A 21,320-nucleotide genomic window follows, 5' to 3' on the forward strand; every position below is an offset into this window, starting at 1 on the left:
GGGATCTCCCCGCGTGAGGCCCTTGCCATGGATCCGCAGCAGCGGCTGCTGCTGGAGACCTCGTGGGAGGCCCTGGAACGGGCGGGCATCGACCCCTTGTCCCTGCGCGGCACGACCACTGGCGTGTTCTCCGGCATCTCGGGCAGTGGGTACGGCGGGACCATGCACGACCCCGAGGGCGAGTCCGGTGGGTATCTGCTCACCGGCAGCACGCCGAGCGTCGCCTCGGGCCGGTTGTCGTACGTGCTGGGACTGGAGGGCCCGGCGGTGTCGGTGGACACCGCGTGCTCGTCGTCCCTGGTCGCCCTGCACCTGGCGTGCCAGGCGCTGCGCGCGGGCGAGTGCGAGATGGCGCTCGCCGGGGGCGCCACCGTGATGGCTACCCCGGGCATCTTCCTGGAGTTCTCGCGGCAGGGCGGGCTGGCCGGGGACGGCCGGTGCAAGTCCTTCGCGGACGCCGCGGACGGCACCGGATGGGCGGAGGGTGCCGGCGTACTGGTGCTGGAGCGGCTGTCCGACGCGCGGCGCCTGGGGCATCCGGTGCTCGCGGTCGTGCGCGGGAGCGCGGTCAACCAGGACGGTGCTTCCAACGGTTTGACCGCGCCGAACGGCCCCTCCCAGCAGCGTGTCATCCGCCAGGCCCTGGCGAACGCACGCCTGTCGACCTCCGAAGTGGACGCGGTGGAGGCCCACGGCACCGGTACCACGCTCGGCGACCCGATCGAGGCGCAGGCGCTGCTGGCGACGTACGGCCAGGGCCGTGACGGTCAGGATCCCCTGTGGCTGGGCTCGATCAAGTCGAACATCGGGCACAGCCAGGCCGCGGCCGGCGCGGCCGGATTGATCAAGATGGTGATGGCGCTGAGGGAAGGGCAGCTGCCGAAGACCTTGTACGTCGACCGTCCCTCGTCCCACGTGGTCTGGGAGTCCGGTGCGGTCGAGCTGCTGAGCGAGGCCCGTGCGTGGCCGCGTGGTGAGCGGCCACGTCGGGCGGGTGTCTCGTCGTTCGGCATCAGCGGGACCAACGCGCACGTCATCATCGAGGAGGCCGAGGAAGCTCTCACGATCGAGGCGCCCGTGGCCGTGGAGCGGCCGTCGGCGGGGCTGCCGGTGGTGCCGTGGGTGCTGTCCGGCCGCAACCCGCAAGCGACGCGGGCCCAGGCGGCACGACTTGCGGCATTCCTCGCTGAGGGCTCCGACCGTTCCCCGGCGGATGTGGGCCTTTCGCTCGCGACGACCCGCGCGGCGCTGGAACACCGGGCAGTGGTGCTCGGCGCCGACTTCGCCACCCTGCACTCGGGCGTGGCCGCGCTGGCCGATGGTGATGCCTCCGTGGTGTCCGGTGTGGCGGCCGAGGGGCGTACGGCGTGGATGTTCACCGGCCAGGGCAGCCAGCGGCCCGGCATGGGCCGTGAGCTGTATGAACGGTTCCCGGTGTGCGCCAGGACCCTGGACGAGGTCTGCGGCCACATGGACGCCGATCTCGACGGCGCCGCCGAGTTCCCGGTCCCGGTGCGGCAGGTGCTGTTCGCGGACGACGGCTCCGAAGAGGCGGGGCTGCTGGACCGGACGGGGTATGCCCAGACGGCGCTGTTCGCTGTTCAGGCTGCGGTTGTGGAGCTGCTGCGTTCCTGGGGAGTGCGCCCGGACGTGGTGCTGGGCCACTCGGTCGGCGAGCTGGCCGCCGCGTACGCCGCCGGGGTCTTCGAACTGGGCGACGCTGCCCGGCTGGTGGCGGGTCGTGCCCGGTTGATGCAGGCGCTGCCCTCAGGTGGCGCGATGGCAGCGATCGAGGGTACCGAGGCCGAGGTCGTCGACATTCTCGGCGGGTTTGCCGAGAGGGAGCGAGCCACGGTCGCGGCGGTGAACGGGCCGAGCGCGGTGGTGGTTTCCGGTGACGAGGACGCGGTCGAGCGGGTGATGGCGGTTGCGGGGGAGCGGGGCCGCCGGGTGTCGCGGCTGCGGGTGAGCCACGCCTTCCACTCGCCGTTGATGGAGCCGATGCTGGCGGAGTTCGCCGAGATCGCGGCAAGCGTGACGTACCGGCAGCCGATCCTTCCTGCGGCCAGCACCCTCACCGGGCGGCCGGTCGACGAGCAGGACTGGGCCACACCGGACTACTGGGTCCGCCAGGTCCGCCGCCCGGTGCGCTTCCACGACGCCCTGCTGACCACAACCGGCGAGCAGGCGGCGGCCCGGCTGCTCGAAATCGGTCCGGACCCGGTGCTGACCGCGCTCGCTCAGTCCGAAGTGGACACGGCGGTGTCGGTGCTGCGCAAGGGACGGGCCGAGGCCGGGACCGTGATGGCAGCGGTGGCGGAACTGTTCGTACACGGCGGCAAGGTGGACTGGTCCGCCGTGTTCGCTGAGAGCGGCGCCGAGCGGATCGGCCTGCCGACGTATGCGTTTCAGCGGCAGCGTTTCTGGATGGGGGCTGTCCGGCCGGGTACCGATGCGAGCGGCTTGGGTCTGGGTGCGGTGGGGCATCCCCTGTTGGGTGCTTCGGTTGCGGTGGCGGGTTCGGATGCCGTGTTGCTGACATCACGGCTCTCGGTGCGGTCGCATCCGTGGCTGGCTGATCACGTGGTGGCCGGTTCGGTGTTGGTGCCGGGCACTGCGTTCGTTGAGCTTGCGGTGCAGGCGGGGGACCGGGTCGGGTGTGACCGTGTGGAGGAGCTGACCTTGCAGGCGCCGTTGGTCCTTCCGGAGGACGGTGCTGTTCAGGTGCAGCTCGGCATTGACGCGCCGGAGCCCGGCGAGGAGCGGCGTTCGCTGCGTGTGTACGCGCGCCCGGACGGTGCCTCGGCCGACCGGCCGTGGACGTTGCATGCCACTGGCACTGTCACGGCCGAGCCTGTTGTCGCCGACTGGGATCTGGGTGTGTGGCCGCCTGCCGGTGCGGAACCGGTCGCGCTGGAGGGGCTGTACGAGCGGCTGACGGGCGCCGGGCTGGTCTACGGGCCGGCGTTCCGGGGCTTGCGGGGAGTCTGGGCGAGCGGCGGTGAGGTGTTCGTGGAGGCGGCCTTGCCGGAGGAGGTGGCCGCGGAGGCGTCGGCGTACGGTGTGCATCCGGCGCTGCTGGACACGGTGCTGCACGCGCTCGGGCTCCAGAGCCCGGACGTTGAGGGCGCGATGCTGCCGTTCCTCTGGTCCGGCGTGTCGCTGTCCGCCGTCGGTGTCTCGGCCGTACGGGTGCGGCTGTCGCCGCGAGGGACCGGCGAGTACAGGCTGCGCGTGGCCGACGCGGCTGGTCAGCCGGTGGCCGACATCGACTCGCTGGTGCTGCAGCCGGTGTCGGTCGCCGACCTCGCTGCCGCCCGTGCCACGGCCGACAGCCTGTTCCGGCTGGAGTGGACCCCCGCGCCGGCTCCGGCCGAGCCCGGCGAACGTGGCGACTTGGCCGTCCTCGGTACCGATCCGTACAACGAGGACGGGTGGTCTGCCGCGGGAGTCGCGGTGACCGGTTACGCCGACGTGGACGCGTTGATCGCTGCCCTGGACGACGACGGTGTGGCGGTTCCGCGGACCGTCGTGCTCCCGGTGGCGCGGAATTCTGGGGATCTCCTGGGTGTGGTCGCTGGTGTGCTGGGGGCCATGCGGACGTGGCTGGCTGAGGAGCGCTTGGCGGGTTCGCGTCTGATGGTGTCGACCACGGGCGCGGTCACGGTGAGCCCTGCCTCCGACACGGGCGAGCTCGACCTGGCGGCCGCCGGGGCGTGGGGCCTGGTGCGGTCCGCGATGAACGAGCATCCGGGAAGGTTCGCGCTCGCCGATGTGGATGACGAGCCGGACTCCTACCGGGCTCTGGCGGCGTACCCGGTCGAATCCGGTGAATCCGGGGAGAGCCAATTCGCGGTGCGGCAAGGCCGGACCTGGGTGCCCCGGATCGCCCGAATGACCCCCGCCACCGGCGAGGACATCCCGGCGACACAGTGGGACAAGGGAACGGTGCTGGTCACCGGTGGGACCGGCGGACTGGGTGCCGTGATCGCCCGCCACCTGGTATCCACGCACGGCGTACGGAATCTGCTGCTGATCTCCCGCCGAGGCCACCAAGCCCCCGGTGCTCAGCAACTCCACAAGGAACTGGCCGACTTGGGTGCCTGCGTGACGATCACTGCCTGCGACGTCAGCGACGAGCGGGCACTCGCCGACGTGCTCGACACGGTCCCGGACGATGCGCCCCTGGCAGGGGTGGTGCACGCCGCCGGTGTGCTCGACGACGGCCTGATCACCGACCTCACTCCGGAACGCCTGGCCGATGTGCTGTCGGCGAAGGCGGAGTCGGCGCTGCACCTGCACCACCTGACGGCGAAAGCCGACCTGCAGGCGTTCGTGATGTTCTCCTCGATCGCCGGAGTGGTCGGAAACGCCGGGCAGTCGGCCTACGCGGCGAGCAACACCGTGCTCGACGCACTCGCGGTGTCCCGACGCGCCCAGGGGCTGCCCGGCGTATCCCTGGCGTGGGGCATGTGGGAACACCCCGACGGTATGGGCGGCCGCCTCGGTGACGCTGACCTCGCCCGTCTGCGCGGACAGGGCTTCGCGCCGCTGACCACCGAGCATGCGCTCGCGCTGTTCGACGTGGCGGTACGGTCCGACGAGCCGATCGCGCTGCCGGTCTCGGTCGACACCACGGCACTGGCCGCACGCAGGGACAGCCTGCCCGACATGCTGCACGGCCTCGTGCCGACGGCCGCCCGGCAGCGGCGCGCCGGGGACCGGAGCGGTGCGGGCAGTTCCGATGCGCTTGCCCGTCGCCTGCGGGGCCGGTCCGCGGCCGAGCAGGAACGGGTGCTGCTGGACCTTGTGCAGTCCCAGGTCGCGGTGGTGCTGGGGCATGGTTCCGCCGGCGCGATCGATCCGGGACGAGCGTTCAAGGATCTCGGGTTCGATTCGCTGACCGCAGTGGACTTGCGTAACCGGCTCAACAGCGCGACCGGGCTCGTCCTGCCCGCCAGCCTTGCCTTCGATCACCCGACGATCGAGGGCCTCGCCGGGTACCTGCGCGACCAGCTCGACCAGGGCTCCGGCGAGGGCGATCTCGGCCTGAGCGATCTGGAGAAGTTCGAAGCCGCAGTGCTCTCGATGGCCCAGGACGGCGCACTGCGCCAGCAGGTCCGGTCACGCGTCAAGGCGATGGTGGCACGACTGGAGGAAGACCTGGGCGGCGACGGTACCGAGAACGACGATATCGATTCCGCTTCACTCGATTCGATGTTCGAAATCATCGATCGCGAACTCGAAGGATGAGGGCGCTCATGACGGCACCCTCACGCGCGACAAAGGGGCTGGGCTCACGTGTCCACTGACGAGAAGACGCTGACGTACCTCAAGCGTCTCACCACCGACCTCCGCGAGACCCGTCAGCGTCTGCGAGAAGCGGAGGCGAAGGACCACGAGCCGATCGCGATCGTGGGGATGGGCTGCCGCTACCCGGGCGGTGTGTCGTCCCCCGAGTCCCTGTGGGAGCTGGTCGACTCGGCCGGCGACGGGATCACCGGGTTCCCGGCCGACCGTGGCTGGGACCTCGAGGCCCTGTTCGACCCGGACCCGGATCGTGCGGGCACCTCGTACGCGCGGGAAGGTGGTTTTCTGCATGACGCGGCCGAGTTCGATGCGGAGCTGTTCGGCATTTCGCCGCGTGAGGCCCTTGCGATGGATCCGCAGCAGCGGTTGTTGCTGGAGACGTCGTGGGAGGCGCTGGAGCGGGCCCGGATCGACCCGTTGTCGTTGCGTGGTTCGTCGACGGGTGTGTTCGCGGGGCTGATGTACCACGACTATGCGTCGCGGTTGCAGGTCGCTCCGGAGGAAATCGAGGGCTTTCTCGGGAACGGGAACGCGGGCAGCATCTTCTCCGGCCGCATCGCGTACGTCTTCGGGTTCGAGGGGCCCGCGGTGACGGTGGATACGGCGTGTTCGTCGTCGTTGGTGTCCCTGCATTGGGCGTGTCAGGCGCTGCGTGCGGGGGAGTGTGGGATGGCGTTGGCCGGTGGTGTCACCGTCATGTCGACTCCGTCGACATTCGTTGAGTTTTCGCGGCAGCGCGGTCTGGCCTCGGACGGCCGTTGTAAGTCTTTCGCGGACAGTGCGGACGGTACGGGGTGGGCCGAGGGTGCCGGGGTGGTGGTGCTGGAGCGGCTGTCCGACGCTCGGCGCCTGGGGCATCAGGTGCTGGCGGTCGTACGGGGGAGCGCGGTCAATCAGGACGGTGCGTCGAATGGGCTGACGGCGCCGAATGGTCCGTCGCAGCAGCGGGTGATCCGCCAGGCGTTGTCGTCGGCGCGGCTTTCGGCGTCGGAGGTGGACATTGTCGAGGCGCATGGTACGGGGACGCGGCTGGGTGACCCGATCGAGGCGCAGGCGTTGCTGGCGACATATGGTCAGGCGCGGTCCGAGGACGAGCCCTTGTGGCTGGGTTCGGTGAAGTCGAACATCGGCCATACGCAGGCTGCTGCTGGTGTTGCGGGTCTGATCAAGATGGTGATGGCGCTGCGTGCGGAGCGGTTGCCGCGGACGCTGCACGTGAACGAGCCCTCGACCCAGGTGGACTGGACGGCGGGTGCTGTGCAGTTGCTGAGGGAGGCTCGTAGGTGGCCGAAGGGGGAGCGTCTGCGCCGAGCGGGTGTCTCGTCCTTCGGGATCAGCGGCACCAACGCGCACATCATCATCGAAGAAGCGCCCGAGTTCGAGCTCCAGCCCGACCCTGACGTGGCCGAAGAGCCGCCTTCGGGGCAGTCGCTGCCCGTGGTGCCGTGGGTGCTGTCGGGGCGGGGCGAGCGGGCGGTGCGGGCGCAGGCCGAGCGCCTGGCCGGTTTCCTCGGCACGGCGGAAGGGGTGGCTGACTGCTCGGCGGCCGATGTCGGCTACTCGCTGGCGACGTCGCGTGCGGTGCTCGATCACCGTGCTGTGGCGTTGGGCGGGGATCTGGAGGAATTGCGGTCGGGGGTCGCCGAGCTGGCCGACGGCGGCACTTCCGTGGTGTCCGGTGTGGTGTCGGACGGGCGTACGGGCTGGATGTTCACAGGGCAGGGGAGCCAGCGGATCGGGATGGGCCGTGAGCTGTACGGCACGTTCCCCGTGTTCGCGAGGACCCTGGACGAGGTCTGCGGCCTCCTGGACGCGGAGCTTGCGGGTGGGCCGGGCTTCGGTGTTCCGGTGCGGGAGGTGTTGTTCGCGGCGGAGGGTTCTGCGGAGGCGGCCCTGCTGGAGGGCACCGGGTATGCGCAGACGTCGCTGTTCGCGGTGCAGGTCGCGTTGGTGGAGTTGCTGCGGTCGTGGGGCATGGGTCCGGATGTGGTGCTGGGCCACTCGATCGGCGAGTTCGTCGCGGCGTATGCGGCGGGTGTGTTCGAGCTGGCCGACGCTGCCCGGTTGGTGGCCGGTCGTGCGCGGTTGATGCAGGCGCTGCCTTCGGGTGGTGCGATGGCGGCGATCGAGGGCACCGAGGCCGAGGTCGCCGACATCCTCAGCGGGCTTCCCGAAGGCGAGCGGGCCACAGTCGCGGCGGTCAACGGGCCGGTGTCGGTGGTCGTCTCCGGTGACGAGGACGCGGTCGAGCAGGCCATGGCGAGCGCGCGGGAGCGGGGCCGCCGGGTGTCGCGGCTGCGCGTCAGCCACGCCTTTCACTCGCCGTTGATGGAGCCGATGCTGGCGGAGTTCGCCGAGATCGCGGCGGGTGTCGCCTACCGGCAGCCGGTGCTCGCCGCCGTCAGTACGGCCACCGGTGAGCCGGTCGGTGAAGAGGACTGGGCCACTGCTGACTACTGGGTGGATCAGGTCCGTCGGCCGGTCCGTTTCCACGATGCTCTTGAGGCCGCCACCGGTACACAGGGTGTCAGCCGACTGCTGGAGGTCGGCCCCGACCCGGTGCTGACCGCGCTGGCCAAGGCGGCTTCGGACGTGACTGTGGTGTCGGCCCTGCGCAAGGGGCGGCCTGAAGCCGAGACCGTGTTGGGTGCCGTGGCCGAGGTGTTCGTGCGTGGCGCGAAGGTCGACTGGGCGGCAGTCTTCGCCGGGACGGGCGCACGACGGGTCGACCTGCCGACGTACGCGTTCCAGCGGCAGCGGTACTGGCTCGAGGCCTCCCGGCCGGTCACCGACGCTCGTGGCTTGGGCCTGGGCGCGGCCGAGCACCCCATGCTTGGCGCGGCGGTGACCGTGGCCGGATCGGACGCGGTGCTGCTGACCGGGCGGCTCTCGGTCCCCTCGCACCCGTGGCTGGCTGATCACGCTGTGGCGGGCTCGGTGCTGGTGCCGGGCACGATGTTCGTTGAGCTCGCGGTGCAGGCCGGCGAGCGGGTCGGCTTCGAGCGGGTCGAGGAACTGACTCTGCAGGCGCCGCTGGTGCTGCCGGAGCAGGACGCGCTCCAAGTGCAGCTCAGCATCGACAGTGCCGAGGGTACGGAGCAGGGCCGACGCGCAGTGCGCGTCTACTCCCGCCCCGAGGACGCGGCGGCCGAGGAACCGTGGACTCTGCATGCCACGGGGACTCTCATCTCTGGTGGGGCTGTCGCGGATTGGGACCTGGCCGTGTGGCCGCCTGCCGGTGCGGAGCAGGTTCCGGTGGAGGGCTTGTACGAACGGCTCGCCGGTGGTGGCCTGGTGTACGGCCCGGCTTTCCGTGGTCTGCGGGAGGTCTGGCGGCACGGTGAGGACCTGTTCGTAGAGGCGGCTCTGCCCGAGTCGCTGTCCGGTGATGCGGCCGATTTCGGTCTGCACCCGGCACTGCTCGACTCCGTGCTGCACGCCTTGGGAGTGGGGGACCAGGGCGGCGAGGGAGCGGCGCTGCCGTTCTCGTGGTCGGGTGTGTCGTTGTCGGCGGTCGGTGCGGCCGCGGTGCGGGTGCGGCTGTCCGTGAGGGGATCTGGCGAGGTCGCCCTGCAGATCGCCGACGCTACGGGTGCTCCGGTGGCCGAGGTGGAATCGCTGGTATTGCGGCCGGTGTCGACCGCGGATCTGGCCGCGGCGAACTCCCCGCATCGGGACAGCCTGTTCCGCCTCGACTGGATCCCCGCACCCGCACCCGCTCCCGGCGAACTCGACGGATCGGGTGCTGCCTGGGCCGTACTCGCCGACACCGATGAGTGGCGCGACTCGGGTGTTCCGGTGACCGGTTATGCCGATCTGGCCGCGCTGACCGCCGCGCTGGATGACGGTACCGCCGTCCCGGACACCGTTGTGCTTCCGCTCCGCTCCACGGACACCGAGGTCACCGACGCGGTGGCCGGTGTGCTGGCCGTGATCCGTGAATGGCTGGCCGAGCGGCGCTTCGCCGGATCGCGCCTGGTGGTGTTGACGTCGGGGGCGGTGGAGGTGGACCCGGCCGAGGACGGTGCTCGCGATGTGCTGGATCTCGCGGGTGCTGGGGTGTGGGGTCTGGTGCGTTCGGCGATCAGTGAGCATCCGGGGCGCTTCGTGCTGGCCGACGTCGATGGTGCGCGGGAGTCGTACGAGGCCCTGGCTGTCGGCCTCGCCGGGCTGGGCGCGGACCAGGTCGCCGTCCGCGAGGGGCGCGTGTGGCTGCCGCGGCTGGTGCGGATGGCTTCGGGCGGGGTGTTGGAGCCTCCGGCGGGTGTGGGTTCGGCATGGCGGTTGGACATGGTGGCCAAGGGCCAGTTGGACGGCGTCGCGCTGGTACCCGAGGAACCCCGGGCGCTGCGTCCCGGTCAGGTGCGCGTGGGTGTGCGTGCGGCGGGGGTCAACTTCCGTGATGTGCTGAATGTGCTGGGGATGTATCCGGGGGACGCCGGTCGGCTCGGGCATGAAGGTGCCGGAGTTGTGGTGGAGGTCGGTCCTGGTGTGGACGACTTCGCTGTGGGGGACCGGGTGATGGGTCTGCTGGACGGCGGGTTCGGGCCGTCGGCGGTGGCGGATGCGCGGATGCTGGCGCGTATACCGGACGGTTGGTCGTACGAGCAGGCGGCGTCGGTGCCGATCGTGTACCTGACCGCGTACTACGCACTGGTCGATCTGGCGGGACTGGGGGCGGGTGAGTCGGTGTTGATTCATGCCGCTGCCGGCGGTGTGGGTATGGCGGCGGTGCAGTTGGCTCAGCATCTGGGTGCGGAGGTGTTCGCGACGGCGAGTCAGGCCAAGTGGCCGACTCTTCGCGGGCTGGATGTTGCGGCCGATCGTATTGCTTCGTCGCGTACGACGGAGTTTGAACAGGTCTTCTCCGCGGCGACGGGCGGTGTCGGGCTGGATGTGGTGTTGGACTGCCTGGCCGGGGAGTTCGTGGATGCGTCGTTGCGGTTGACGCGGCCGGGTGGCCGGTTCGTGGAGATGGGCAAGACCGATATTCGGGATGCGGGTGAGGTGGCCGATGCTCATCCGGGCGTGATCTATCGGTCGTTTGATGTCATGGATGCGGGTCCTGAGCGGATCGGCGAGATGCTGGCGGCGTTGTTGGGTCTGTTCGAGAATGGTGCGCTGCGGCCGGTTCCGGTCACGGCGTGGGACATCGCCCGGGCTCCGGAGGCGTTGCGATTCCTGGGGCAGGCGAAGCATGTCGGCAAGGTCGTGCTGACCTTGCCGGTGCCGTGGGGTGAGCGTGGCACGGTGTTGGTGACCGGCGGTACGGGTGGTCTCGGCGCGGTCGTGGCCCGGCACCTGACCACGGAACACGGAGTACGGGACCTCTTCCTGCTCTCCCGGCGTGGGCCAGACGCGCCGGGGGCGGGTGAGCTCGAACGGGAGCTGACCGCTCTCGGCGCGCGGGTGACGATCCGTGCGTGTGATGTCAGCGACCGGCAGGCGCTGGCGGATGCGTTGGATGCGGTCCCCGACGATGCCCCGTTGAGGGGCGTGGTGCACACCGCTGGAGTGCTCGACGACGGGATGATCGCGGAGCTGACCCCGGAACGGCTCGCCGGAGTGCTGGCGGCGAAGGCCGATTCCGCCATGCATCTGCACGAACTCACCGCAGGCCGTGATCTGGACGCGTTCGTCCTGTTCTCCTCCTTCGCGGGTGTGGTGGGCAATGCGGGCCAGGCGGCTTACGCCGCGGGCAACGCGGTGCTCGACGCCCTCGCGGTATCCCGGCGAGCCCAGGGGCTCCCGGCCGTGTCGCTGGCGTGGGGCATGTGGGAGAACTCCGAAGGTATGGGCGGCCGACTCGGCGAAGCCGACCTGAGCCGGATGCGGCGCCAGGGCTTCCCGGCCCTGGGGACCGACCACGGGCTGACCCTCCTTGACATCGCCCTGCGGATCAACGAGCCGGTGGCGGTGCCGGTCGCCCTACGGACCTCGGCACTCGCCGCGGTACGCGACAGCCTGCCCGCCGTGCTGCACGGACTCGTCCCGGCGACGCGGCAGCGCCGGACCGTCGCCGGGCAGGTTGCCGCCGCCGGCGGCGGCGAGCTGGCCCGCCGCCTGCGCGGACTGCCCGCCGCAGAGCAGGACCGGTTGCTGCTGGACCTCGTACAGACCCAGGTCGCCGGGGTGCTGGGGTACACGTCGGGCGCGGAAGTCGATGCCGGGCGGGCATTCAAGGACCTCGGCTTCGACTCGCTGACCGCGGTAGAGCTGCGCAACCGCCTCACCACCGCGACCGCCGTCCAGCTGCCCGCGACCCTGATCTTCGACCACCCGAACCCCACCGCGCTGGCCGACCACCTGCGTACGCGGGTCCTGGGCGCGGTGGTCGAGCAGGCCGCTTCGCCCGTCCGGAAGACGGCGACGTTCGTGGACGACGACCCCATTGTCATCGTCGGTATGGGCTGCCGCTATCCGGGTGGCGCGACCTCGCCGCAGGCGCTGTGGGACCTGGTCGACTCGGCCGGTGACGGTTTTTCCCCGCTGCCCGCCGATCGCGGCTGGGACGTGCGGACGCTGGTCGACACGACCGGCGTCAGCGGTGGCGGATTCGTACAGGACGTGGCGCGGTTCGACGCCGAGTTGTTCGGCATCTCGCCGCGCGAGGCCCTTGCCATGGATCCGCAACAGCGGCTGCTGCTGGAGACCTCCTGGGAGGCCCTGGAGCGGGCCGGGATCAGCCCCCTGTCGCTGCGCGGCTCGGCCACCGGCGTGTTCGCCGGAGTATCTGCGAACGGGTACGGCGGGAACGTGCACGAGCCCGAGGAAGAGATGGAGGGCTACCTCCTGACCGGCAGTACCCCGAGCGTGGCGTCGGGCCGTCTCGCCTACTCCCTCGGCCTTGAGGGCCCCGCGGTGTCGGTGGACACCGCCTGCTCGTCGGCGCTGGTGGCGCTGCACCTCGCGGGCCAGGCGCTACGCGCGGGCGAATGCGACCTGGCCTTGGCCGGTGGCGCGACGGTGATGGCCACTCCGGGGATCTTCCTGGAGTTCTCGCGGCAGGGCGGGCTGGCCGGGGACGGCCGGTGCAAGTCCTTCGCGGAGGCCGCGGACGGTACGGGGTGGGCCGAGGGTGCCGGCGTACTGGTGCTGGAGCGGCTGTCCGACGCGCGACGCCTGGGGCATCCGGTGCTGGCGGTGGTGCGCGGGAGTGCGGTCAATCAGGATGGTGCGTCGAATGGTCTGACGGCGCCGAACGGTCCGTCGCAGCAGCGGGTGATCCGTCAGGCGCTCGCCGCCGCGCGGATCCCGGCGTCCGAAGTGGACGTCGTCGAGGCGCACGGCACCGGTACCACGCTCGGCGACCCGATCGAGGCGCAGGCGCTGCTCGCGACCTACGGCCAGGGGCGCGACGGAGCCGAGCCGCTGTGGCTGGGCTCGGTGAAGTCCAACATCGGCCACAGCCAGGCCGCGGCCGGCGCGGCCGGGCTGATCAAGATGGTGATGGCGCTGCGCGAGCAGCGGCTGCCGCGGACGCTGCATGCGGACGAACCCTCGTCCCATGTCGATTGGGGCTCCGGTGCGGTACGGCTGCTGACCGAGGCCCGTGCGTGGCCGCGCGGTGAGCGGCCACGTCGGGCGGGTGTCTCGTCGTTCGGCATCAGCGGGACCAACGCGCACGTCATCATCGAGGAGGCCGAGGACGCTCCCGCGATCGAACCGGCCATGGGCGACGAGCAGCCGACCGCGGAGCCGGCTGTCGTGCCGTGGGTGCTCTCCGGCCGGACCGCGGAAGCCTTGCGCGCGCAGGCCGGGCAGCTGGCGGCCTTCCTCGACGAGCAGGACTCCGCGCCCGCCGATATCGGATGGTCTCTGGCGGCCACGCGCGCGGTGCTCGACCACCGTGCCGTCGTACTCGGCGCCGACTTCGCCACCCTGCACTCGGGCGTGGCCGCGCTGGCCGATGGTGATGCCTCCGTGGTGTCCGGTGTGGCGGCCGAGGGGCGTACGTCGTGGATGTTCACGGGGCAGGGCAGCCAGCGGCCCGGCATGGGCCGCGAGCTGTACGGCCAGTTCCCGGTGTTCGCGCGGGTCCTGGACGAGGTGTGCGGTCACCTGGACGCCGAGTTGGCGGGTGGGCCGGGGTTTGAGCACCCGTTGCGGGAGGTGTTGTTCGCGGCGGAGGGTTCTGCGGAGGCGGTTCTGCTGGAGGGGACCGGGTATGCGCAGTCGGCGTTGTTCGCGGTGCAGGTGGCGTTGGTGGAGTTGCTGCGGTCGTGGGGCATGGGTCCGGATGTGGTGCTGGGCCACTCGATCGGCGAGTTCGTCGCGGCGTATGCGGCGGGTGTGTTCGAGCTGGGGGATGCCGCGCGGTTGGTGGCGGGTCGCGCCCGGTTGATGCAGGCGCTGCCCTCGGGGGGCGCGATGGCGGCGATCGAGGGTGCGGAAGCCGAGGTCGCCGACATCCTCAGCGGGCTTCCTGAAGGGGAGCGGGCCACGGTCGCGGCGGTCAACGGGCCGAGCGCGGTAGTGGTTTCCGGTGACGAGGACGCGGTCGAGCGGGTGATGGCGGTGGCGCGGGAGCGGGGCCGGCGGGTGTCGCGGCTGCGGGTGAGCCACGCCTTCCACTCGCCGTTGATGGAGCCGATGCTGGCGGAGTTCGCCGAGATCGCGGCAAGCGTGACGTACCGGCAGCCGGTGCTCACAGCGGTCAGTACCGTCACCGGTCAACCTCTCGCAGATTCTGACTGGACGACCCCCGACTACTGGGTCCGCCAGGTGCGCGAGCCGGTCCGCTTCCATGAAGCGTTCCGGACCGCCGTCGGCGAGCAGGCGGCGGCTCGCCTGCTCGAAATCGGTCCGGACCCGGTGCTGACCGCGCTCGCGCGGTCCGAAGGGTCCACCGCGGTGTCGGTGCTGCGCAAGGGGCGCGAAGAGGCCGACACCGTGCTGACCGCCGTGGCCGAGATGTTCGTACGGGGCGGCAAGGTGGACTGGTCCGCTGTGTTCGCCGGGACCACTGCGCGGCGGGTGGAGCTGCCGACGTATGCGTTTCAGCGGCAGCGTTTCTGGATGGGGGCTGTCCGGCCGGGTACCGATGCGAGCGGCTTGGGTCTGGGTGCGGTGGGGCATCCGTTGTTGGGTGCTTCGGTTGCGGTGGCGGGTTCGGATGCGGTGTTGTTGACGTCGCGGTTGTCGGTGCGGTCGCATCCGTGGCTGGCTGATCACGTGGTGGCCGGTTCGGTGTTGGTGCCGGGTACGGCGTTCGTTGAGCTTGCGGTGCAGGCGGGGGACCGGGTCGGGTGTGACCGTGTGGAGGAGCTGACCTTGCAGGCGCCGTTGGTCCTTCCGGAGGACGGTGCTGTTCAGGTGCAGCTCGGCATTGACGCGCCGGAGCCCGGTGGGGAGCGGCGTTCGCTGCGTGTGTACGCGCGCCCGGACGGTGCTTCGGCCGACGAGCCGTGGACGTTGCATGCCACTGGCACTGTCACGGCCGAGCCTGTTGTCGCCGACTGGGATCTGGGTGTGTGGCCGCCTGCCGGTGCGGAACCGGTTGCGCTGGAGGGGCTGTACGAGCGGCTGACGGGCGCCGGGCTGGTCTACGGGCCGGCGTTCCGGGGCTTGCGGGGAGTCTGGGTGAGCGGCGGTGAGGTGTTCGTGGAGGCGGCCTTGCCGGAGGAGGTGGCTGCGGAGGCGTCGGCGTACGGTGTGCATCCGGCGTTGCTGGATACGGTGCTGCACGCGCTCGGGCTCCAGAGTCCGGACGTTGAGGGCGCGATGCTGCCGTTCCTCTGGTCCGGCGTGTCGCTGTCCGCTGTCGGTGTCTCGGCCGTACGGGTGCGGCTGTCGCCGCGAGGGACCGGCGAGTACAGGCTGCGTGTGGCCGACGCGGCTGGTCAGCCGGTGGCCGACATCGACTCGCTGGTGCTGCGACCGGTTACCGCAGCAGACCTCGCCCGGGCGGGTTCTGCGCCCACGGAGGATCTGTTCCGGCTGGACTGGGTTTCCGCGCCGGCTCCGGCCGAGCCGGGTGACCCCGGCGACTGGGCCGTCCTCGGCACCGATGCGCAGACCGAGGACGGGTGGCGTGCCGCCGGTGTCGCGGTGACCGGCTACCAGGACTTGGGAGCGCTGACCGCTGCCGTGGCCGGGGGCGCTTCGGTTCCCGGCACGGTGGTCCTGCCGGTGGTGGCGAATCCTGGTGATCTCATTGGTGGGGTTGCTGGTGTGCTGGCGGCGATGCGGACGTGGCTGGCTGAGAAGTGTCTGGAGGATTCGCGCCTGGTGGTTTCGACCAGGGGCGCGGTCGCGCTGGATGCTGCCGACGCGAGTGAACTGGACCTCGCGAGTGCGGGCGTGTGGGGTCTGGTGCGGTCGGCGATCAGCGAGCACCCAGGCCGGTTCGCGCTGGCCGATGTGGATGGCGAGCCGGACTCCTACCGGGCTCTGGCGGCGTACGCGACCCAATCCGACGAGAGCCAGTTCGCGGTGCGCGAGGGGCGGGTCCGCCTGCCCCGGATCGTACGGATGACCGTTCCCGCCGCGGACGAGGACGTCCCGGCGACACGCTGGGACAAGGGCACGGTGCTGGTCACTGGTGGTACGGGTGGTTTGGGTGCGGTGGTGGCTCGGCATCTGGTCACCGCGCATGGTGTTCGTGATCTGTTGCTGCTCTCCCGGCGTGGTGTGGGGGCGCCGGGTGCGGAGGAGTTGCGTGATGAGCTGGCCGGGCTGGGTGCGCGGGTGACGATTGCTGCGTGTGATGTGAGTGATCGGGCGGCTCTTTCCGAGGTTCTCGATGCGGTTTCGGGTGACGCGCCGTTGACCGGTGTGGTGCATGCCGCTGGTGTGCTGGATGACGGGGTGGTCGCTGATCTGACGCCGGAGCGGTTGGCTCGGGTGCTTGCGGCGAAGGCGGAGTCGGCGGTGCATCTGCATGAGTTGACGGCTGACCGTGATCTTGATGTGTTCGTCCTGTTCTCTTCCTTTGCGGGTGTGGTGGGGAATGCGGGTCAGTCGGCGTATGCGGCGGGTAATGCGGTGCTGGATGCGTTGGCGGTGTCGCGTCGGGCGCAGGGGCTGGCTGGTGTGTCGTTGGCGTGGGGTATGTGGGAGCAGGCCGAGGGTATGGGGGGCCGTCTGGGTGAGGCGGATATCGACCGGCTTCGGCGTCAGGGGTTCCCGCCGCTGTCCACGCGGGACGGGCTGGCGCTGCTGGATACCGCTTTGCAGGTCAACGAGCCGGTCGCGTTGCCGGTCGCGGTGCGGACCGCGTCACTGGCCGGGCGGCGGGACACGCTGCCCAGCGTGTTGCGCGACCTTGCGCCGCCCACCGAGCAGCGGCGCTCCCTCGGCCATGCCGCGGCCGCCGACGACTCGGGGCTGGCCCACCGCCTGAAGGAGCTTTCGCCCGCCGAGCGGGACCGGATGCTGCTCGACATCGTGCAGACTTCTGTCGCCGCCGTCCTCGGATACACCTCGCCCGGATCGATCGATCCGACGCGCGCGTTCAAGGAACTCGGCTTCGACTCGCTGACCGCGGTGGACCTGCGCAACCGGCTCGGGTCCGCCACCGCCCTGCAACTGCCCGCCACCATCATCTTCGATCATCCGACGGTTCTGTCCCTGCGGGACTACCTGCGGGCGGAGTTGGTGCCGGAGGACGACGGCGGCGCCGGATTCCTCTTCGGGGAACTCGAAAAACTCCAGTCGGTTCTTGCCGAGACGGTGCCCACCGATGAGGCCGTCCGCGCCGAAGTCGGCAGCAAGCTACAGAGGCTGCTGGCTGTATGGGCCGAGAGCGAGGGCGGCCCGGAGATCCGGGCGGGCGCCGAGGGGATCGAGGACGCGACCGACGACGAGCTGTTCTCGCTGATGGACAGCAAGCCATGGGCGAACTGAGCCCCCTGGCTCAGGCTTCGGCTCTATCTGAAGGATAAGGAACGCATGGCGAACGAAGACAAGCTCCGGGAATATCTCAAGCGCGCGATCGCCGATGCTCGGGATGCTCACCTTCGCCTGAGTGAAGCCGAAGCGAAAGCCCACGAGCCCATCGCGATCGTGGGCATGGGATGCCGGTACCCGGGCGGGGTGGCCTCGCCGGAGGATCTGTGGCAGCTGGTCAGCTCGGCGGGGGACGGGATCACCTCGTTCCCCACCGATCGCGGCTGGGACCTCGAGACCCTCTTCGACCCCGACACGGACCGCCCGGGCACCTCGCACGTACGCGAGGGCGGATTTCTCCACGACGCGGCCGAGTTCGACGCCGAGTTGTTCGGCATCTCCCCGCGCGAGGCCCTCGCCATGGACCCGCAGCAGCGGCTGCTGTTGGAGACCTCGTGGGAGGCCCTGGAACGGGCGGGGATCAACCCCCACTCGCTGCGCGGCTCGGCTACCGGCGTCTTCGCGGGCCTGATGTACCACGACTACGCGTCGCGCCTGAGCGGCGTGCCCAAGGACGTCGAGGGCTTCCTCGCCAACGGCAACGCGGGCAGCGTCTTCTCCGGCCGCATCTCGTACGTGTTCGGGTTCGAGGGGCCCGCGGTGACACTCGACACCGCGTGCTCATCCTCGCTGGTCTCCCTGCACCTTGCCTGCCACGCGCTACGGACCGGCGAGTGCGGGATGGCGCTCGCCGGTGGCGTCACCGTGATGGCCGCCCCGACGACGTTCGTGGAGTTCTCCCGGCAGCGTGGCCTCGCTGCCGACGGCCGGTGCAAGCCATTCGCGGAGGCCGCGGACGGCACCGCCTGGGCCGAGGGCGCCGGCGTGCTCGTACTGGAGCGGCTGTCCGAGGCACAGCGGCTGGGCCACCAGGTGCTCGCGGTGATCAGCGGCAGCGCCGTCAACCAGGACGGCGCCTCGAACGGGCTGAGCGCGCCGAATGGTCCGTCGCAGCAGCGCGTGATCCGCCAGGCGTTGAAGGCCGCGCGGATCCCGGCGTCCGAAGTGGACGTCGTCGAGGCGCACGGCACCGGAACCCGGCTCGGCGATCCCATCGAGGCCCAAGCGCTGCTCGCGACCTACGGCCAGGGGCGCGACGGCGCCGAGCCGCTGTGGCTGGGCTCGGTGAAGTCGAACTTCGGACACACCCAGGCCGCCGCGGGCGTCGCCGGCGTCATCAAGATGGTGATGGCCCTGCGCGCCGGGGAATTGCCCCGGACCCTGCACGTGGGTGAGCCCTCGTCGCACGTCGACTGGAACGCGGGCTCGGTGCGCCTGCTGACCGAAGAACGCCCCTGGCCCCGTGCCGAACATCCCCGTCGCGCGGGGATTTCTTCGTTCGGTATCAGTGGTACCAACGCCCACGTCATCCTCGAGGAACCTCCTGCCGCGGCAGGAGGTGACAGTGGTGACGGCGACGGCCAAGGGAACGGCACCGCCTCCGACGAGGCCACGACGGACCTGTCGGCGATGCCGGTGGTGCCGTGGGTGCTGTCCGGCCGGAACGCCCAGGCGGTGCGGGCACAGGCCGGACGCCTGGCGGCCTTCCTCGGCGAGCGGGACCACTCCCCGGTCGACGTCGGCTTCTCGTTGGCGACCACGCGGGCGGTTATGGAGCACCGGACCGTGGTGCTGGGCACGGACGGGGCGGCGCCGCTGACCGGCCTGACAGCACTGGCCGGTGGCGACGCCGCGATATCCGGCGCGGTGACCGACGGCCGGACGGGCTGGATGTTCACTGGTCAGGGCAGCCAGCGGATCGGGATGGGCCGTGAGCTGTACGACCGGTTCCCGGCGTTCGCCCAAGCCCTGGACGAGGTGTGCGGCCACCTGAACACCGAGCTGGAAGGCGCCGCCGGGTTCGACGCCCCACTGCGGGACGTACTGTTCGCGGCGGAGGGTTCTGCGGAGGCGGCCCTGCTGGATCGGACTGGGTATGCGCAGTCGGCGTTGTTCGCGGTGCAGGTGGCGTTGGTGGAGTTGCTGCGGTCGTGGGGCATGGGTCCGGATGTGGTGCTGGGCCACTCGATCGGCGAGTTCGCGGCGGCGTATGCGGCGGGTGTGTTCGAGCTGGGGGATGCCGCGCGGTTGGTGGCGGGTCGTGCGCGGTTGATGCAGGCGCTGCCTTCGGGCGGCGCGATGGCGGCGATCGAGGGCACCGAGTCCGAGGTCGCCGACATCCTCGGCGGGTTTGCCGAGGGCGAGCGGGCCACGGTCGCGGCGGTGAACGGGCCGACCGCGGTGGTCGTGTCCGGTGACGAGGACGCGGTCGAGCGGGTGATGGCGGTGGCGCGGGAGCGGGGCCGCCGGGTGTCCCGGCTGCGCGTCAGCCACGCCTTCCACTCGCCGCTGATGGAGCCGATGCTGGCGGAGTTCGCCGAGATCGCCGCGAGCGTCACCTACCGGCAGCCGGTGCTTCCGGCCGTCAGCACGGTCAGCGGGCAACTGGTCGGCGCGGCGGACTGGGCGACCCCGGAGTACTGGGTGCGCCAGATCCACGAGCCGGTCCGGTTCCACCGGGCTCTGGAGACCACCACGACCGAACAGGACGTAACCCGGCTCCTGGAGATCGGACCCGATCCGGTGCTGACCGCGCTGGCCCGGACCGCCGTCGACAGTGCGGTGGCGTCGACATTGCGGAAGGGGCGCGGCGAGCCCGAGACCGTCCTGTCGGCGGTCGCGGAGATGTTCGTACGCGGCTCGCAGGTCGACTGGCCCGCCATGTTCGCCGGGACCGGTGCGCGACGGGTGGATCTGCCGACGTACGCCTTCCAGCGGCAGCGGTACTGGCTGGATGCCGCGCGGCCGGTCACTGACGCGCGGGGGCTGGGCCTGGGCGTCGCGGAGCATCCGTTGTTGGGTGCTTCGGTGTCGGTGGCCGGTTCGGATGCCGTGTTGCTGACGTCACGGCTCTCGGTGCGGTCGCATCCGTGGCTGGCTGATCACGTGGTTGCCGGTTCGGTCCTGGTGCCGGGCACGGTCTTCGTTGAGCTTGCGGTGCAGGCGGGTGATCGGGTCGGGTGTGCCCGGGTCGAGGAGTTGACCTTGCAGGCGCCGTTGGTTCTTCCGGAGGACGGTGCTGTTCAGGTGCAGCTGAGCATCGATGGTGCCGGGGATGGCCGTCGTGCGCTGCGGGTTTACTCGCGCCCGGAGGGGGCGGATGCGGAGCAGCCGTGGGCTTTGCATGCCACGGGTGTTCTCGTTGCTGGTGTTCCTGCTGGTGGGTGGGATTTGCGGGTGTGGCCGCCGGTGGGTGCGGAGGCGGTTGCGGTGGATGGGTTGTATGAGCGGTTGTCGGGTGCGGGGTTGGCGTATGGTCCGGCGTTCCGTGGTCTGCGGGAGGTGTGGAAGCAGGGCGAGGACCTGTTCGTGGAGGCTGCGCTTCCGGAGGAGGTCGCGGAGGACGGGGCCGGGTTCGGTTTGCATCCGGCGCTGCTGGACACCGTGCTGCACGCCCTGGGACTCGGCGAAGTCGGTGCCGGTGCCGGTGCGGACCAGGCTTTGCTGCCATTCATGTGGTCGGGTGTGTCGCTGTCCGCCGTGGGTGCCTCCGCCGTGCGGGTACGCCTGTCTCCACGAGGCACGGGCGAGGTGGCGCTGCGGGTGGCCGATGCCGTCGGTGACCCGGTCGCCGAGGTGGCATCGCTGGTGCTGCGCCCGGTCTCGGTCACCGAACTGAGCGCGTCCGCCTCTGCCACGGCGGAGAGTCTGTTCCGGCTGGAGTGGCTTCCTGCGCCGGTGGCCCAGTCCGAGCAGTCTGTGGAGTCTGCCGGTTGGGCGGTGCTTGGTGATGTCGAGTCGGGTGGGTGGCGGGGTGCCGGTGTTCCGGTGACGTCTTACGACGGTCTTGCGGGTTTGGTCGCCGCTGTTGATGGTGGTGCCACGGTGCCGGAGACGGTTGTGCTTCCGGTCGCGCGCGGTGGTGCCGGTGTCGGTGATGTGGTGGCGGATGTTCTGGGTGTGGTGCGTGGGTGGTTGGCTGAGGAGCGTTTTGCGGAGTCGCGGTTGGTGGTGTTGACGTCGGGTGCGGTGGAGGTGGCCTCGGCCGAGGACGGTGCTCGCGATGTGCTGGATCTCGCGGGTGCTGGGGTGTGGGGTCTGGTGCGTTCGGCGATCAGTGA

General features: G+C 70.7%; 2 protein-coding genes and 1 pseudogene. All 3 read left to right on the plus strand.

Translation table 11 applies throughout. The annotated features are described in order from the left end of the window. Positions 1–5,253, plus strand: a 5,253-nt coding sequence (locus tag ACH4SI_RS41860; RefSeq protein WP_398306271.1) for a type I polyketide synthase, incomplete at its 5' end; no start/stop codon positions are given. Positions 5,254–5,337: 84 nt separating this feature from the next. After that, positions 5,338–17,157 (plus strand): annotated as a pseudogene (locus tag ACH4SI_RS41865) (SDR family NAD(P)-dependent oxidoreductase); the annotation flags it as partial. A 45-nt stretch (positions 17,158–17,202) separates the two neighbouring features. Further along, the coding region (locus ACH4SI_RS41870) for a type I polyketide synthase (RefSeq protein ID WP_398306274.1) at positions 17,203–21,320 on the plus strand (4,118 nt) is incomplete at its 3' end.

The organism is Streptomyces sp. NPDC021212, assembly GCF_044332925.1.
GTDB lineage: Bacteria > Actinomycetota > Actinomycetes > Streptomycetales > Streptomycetaceae > Streptomyces.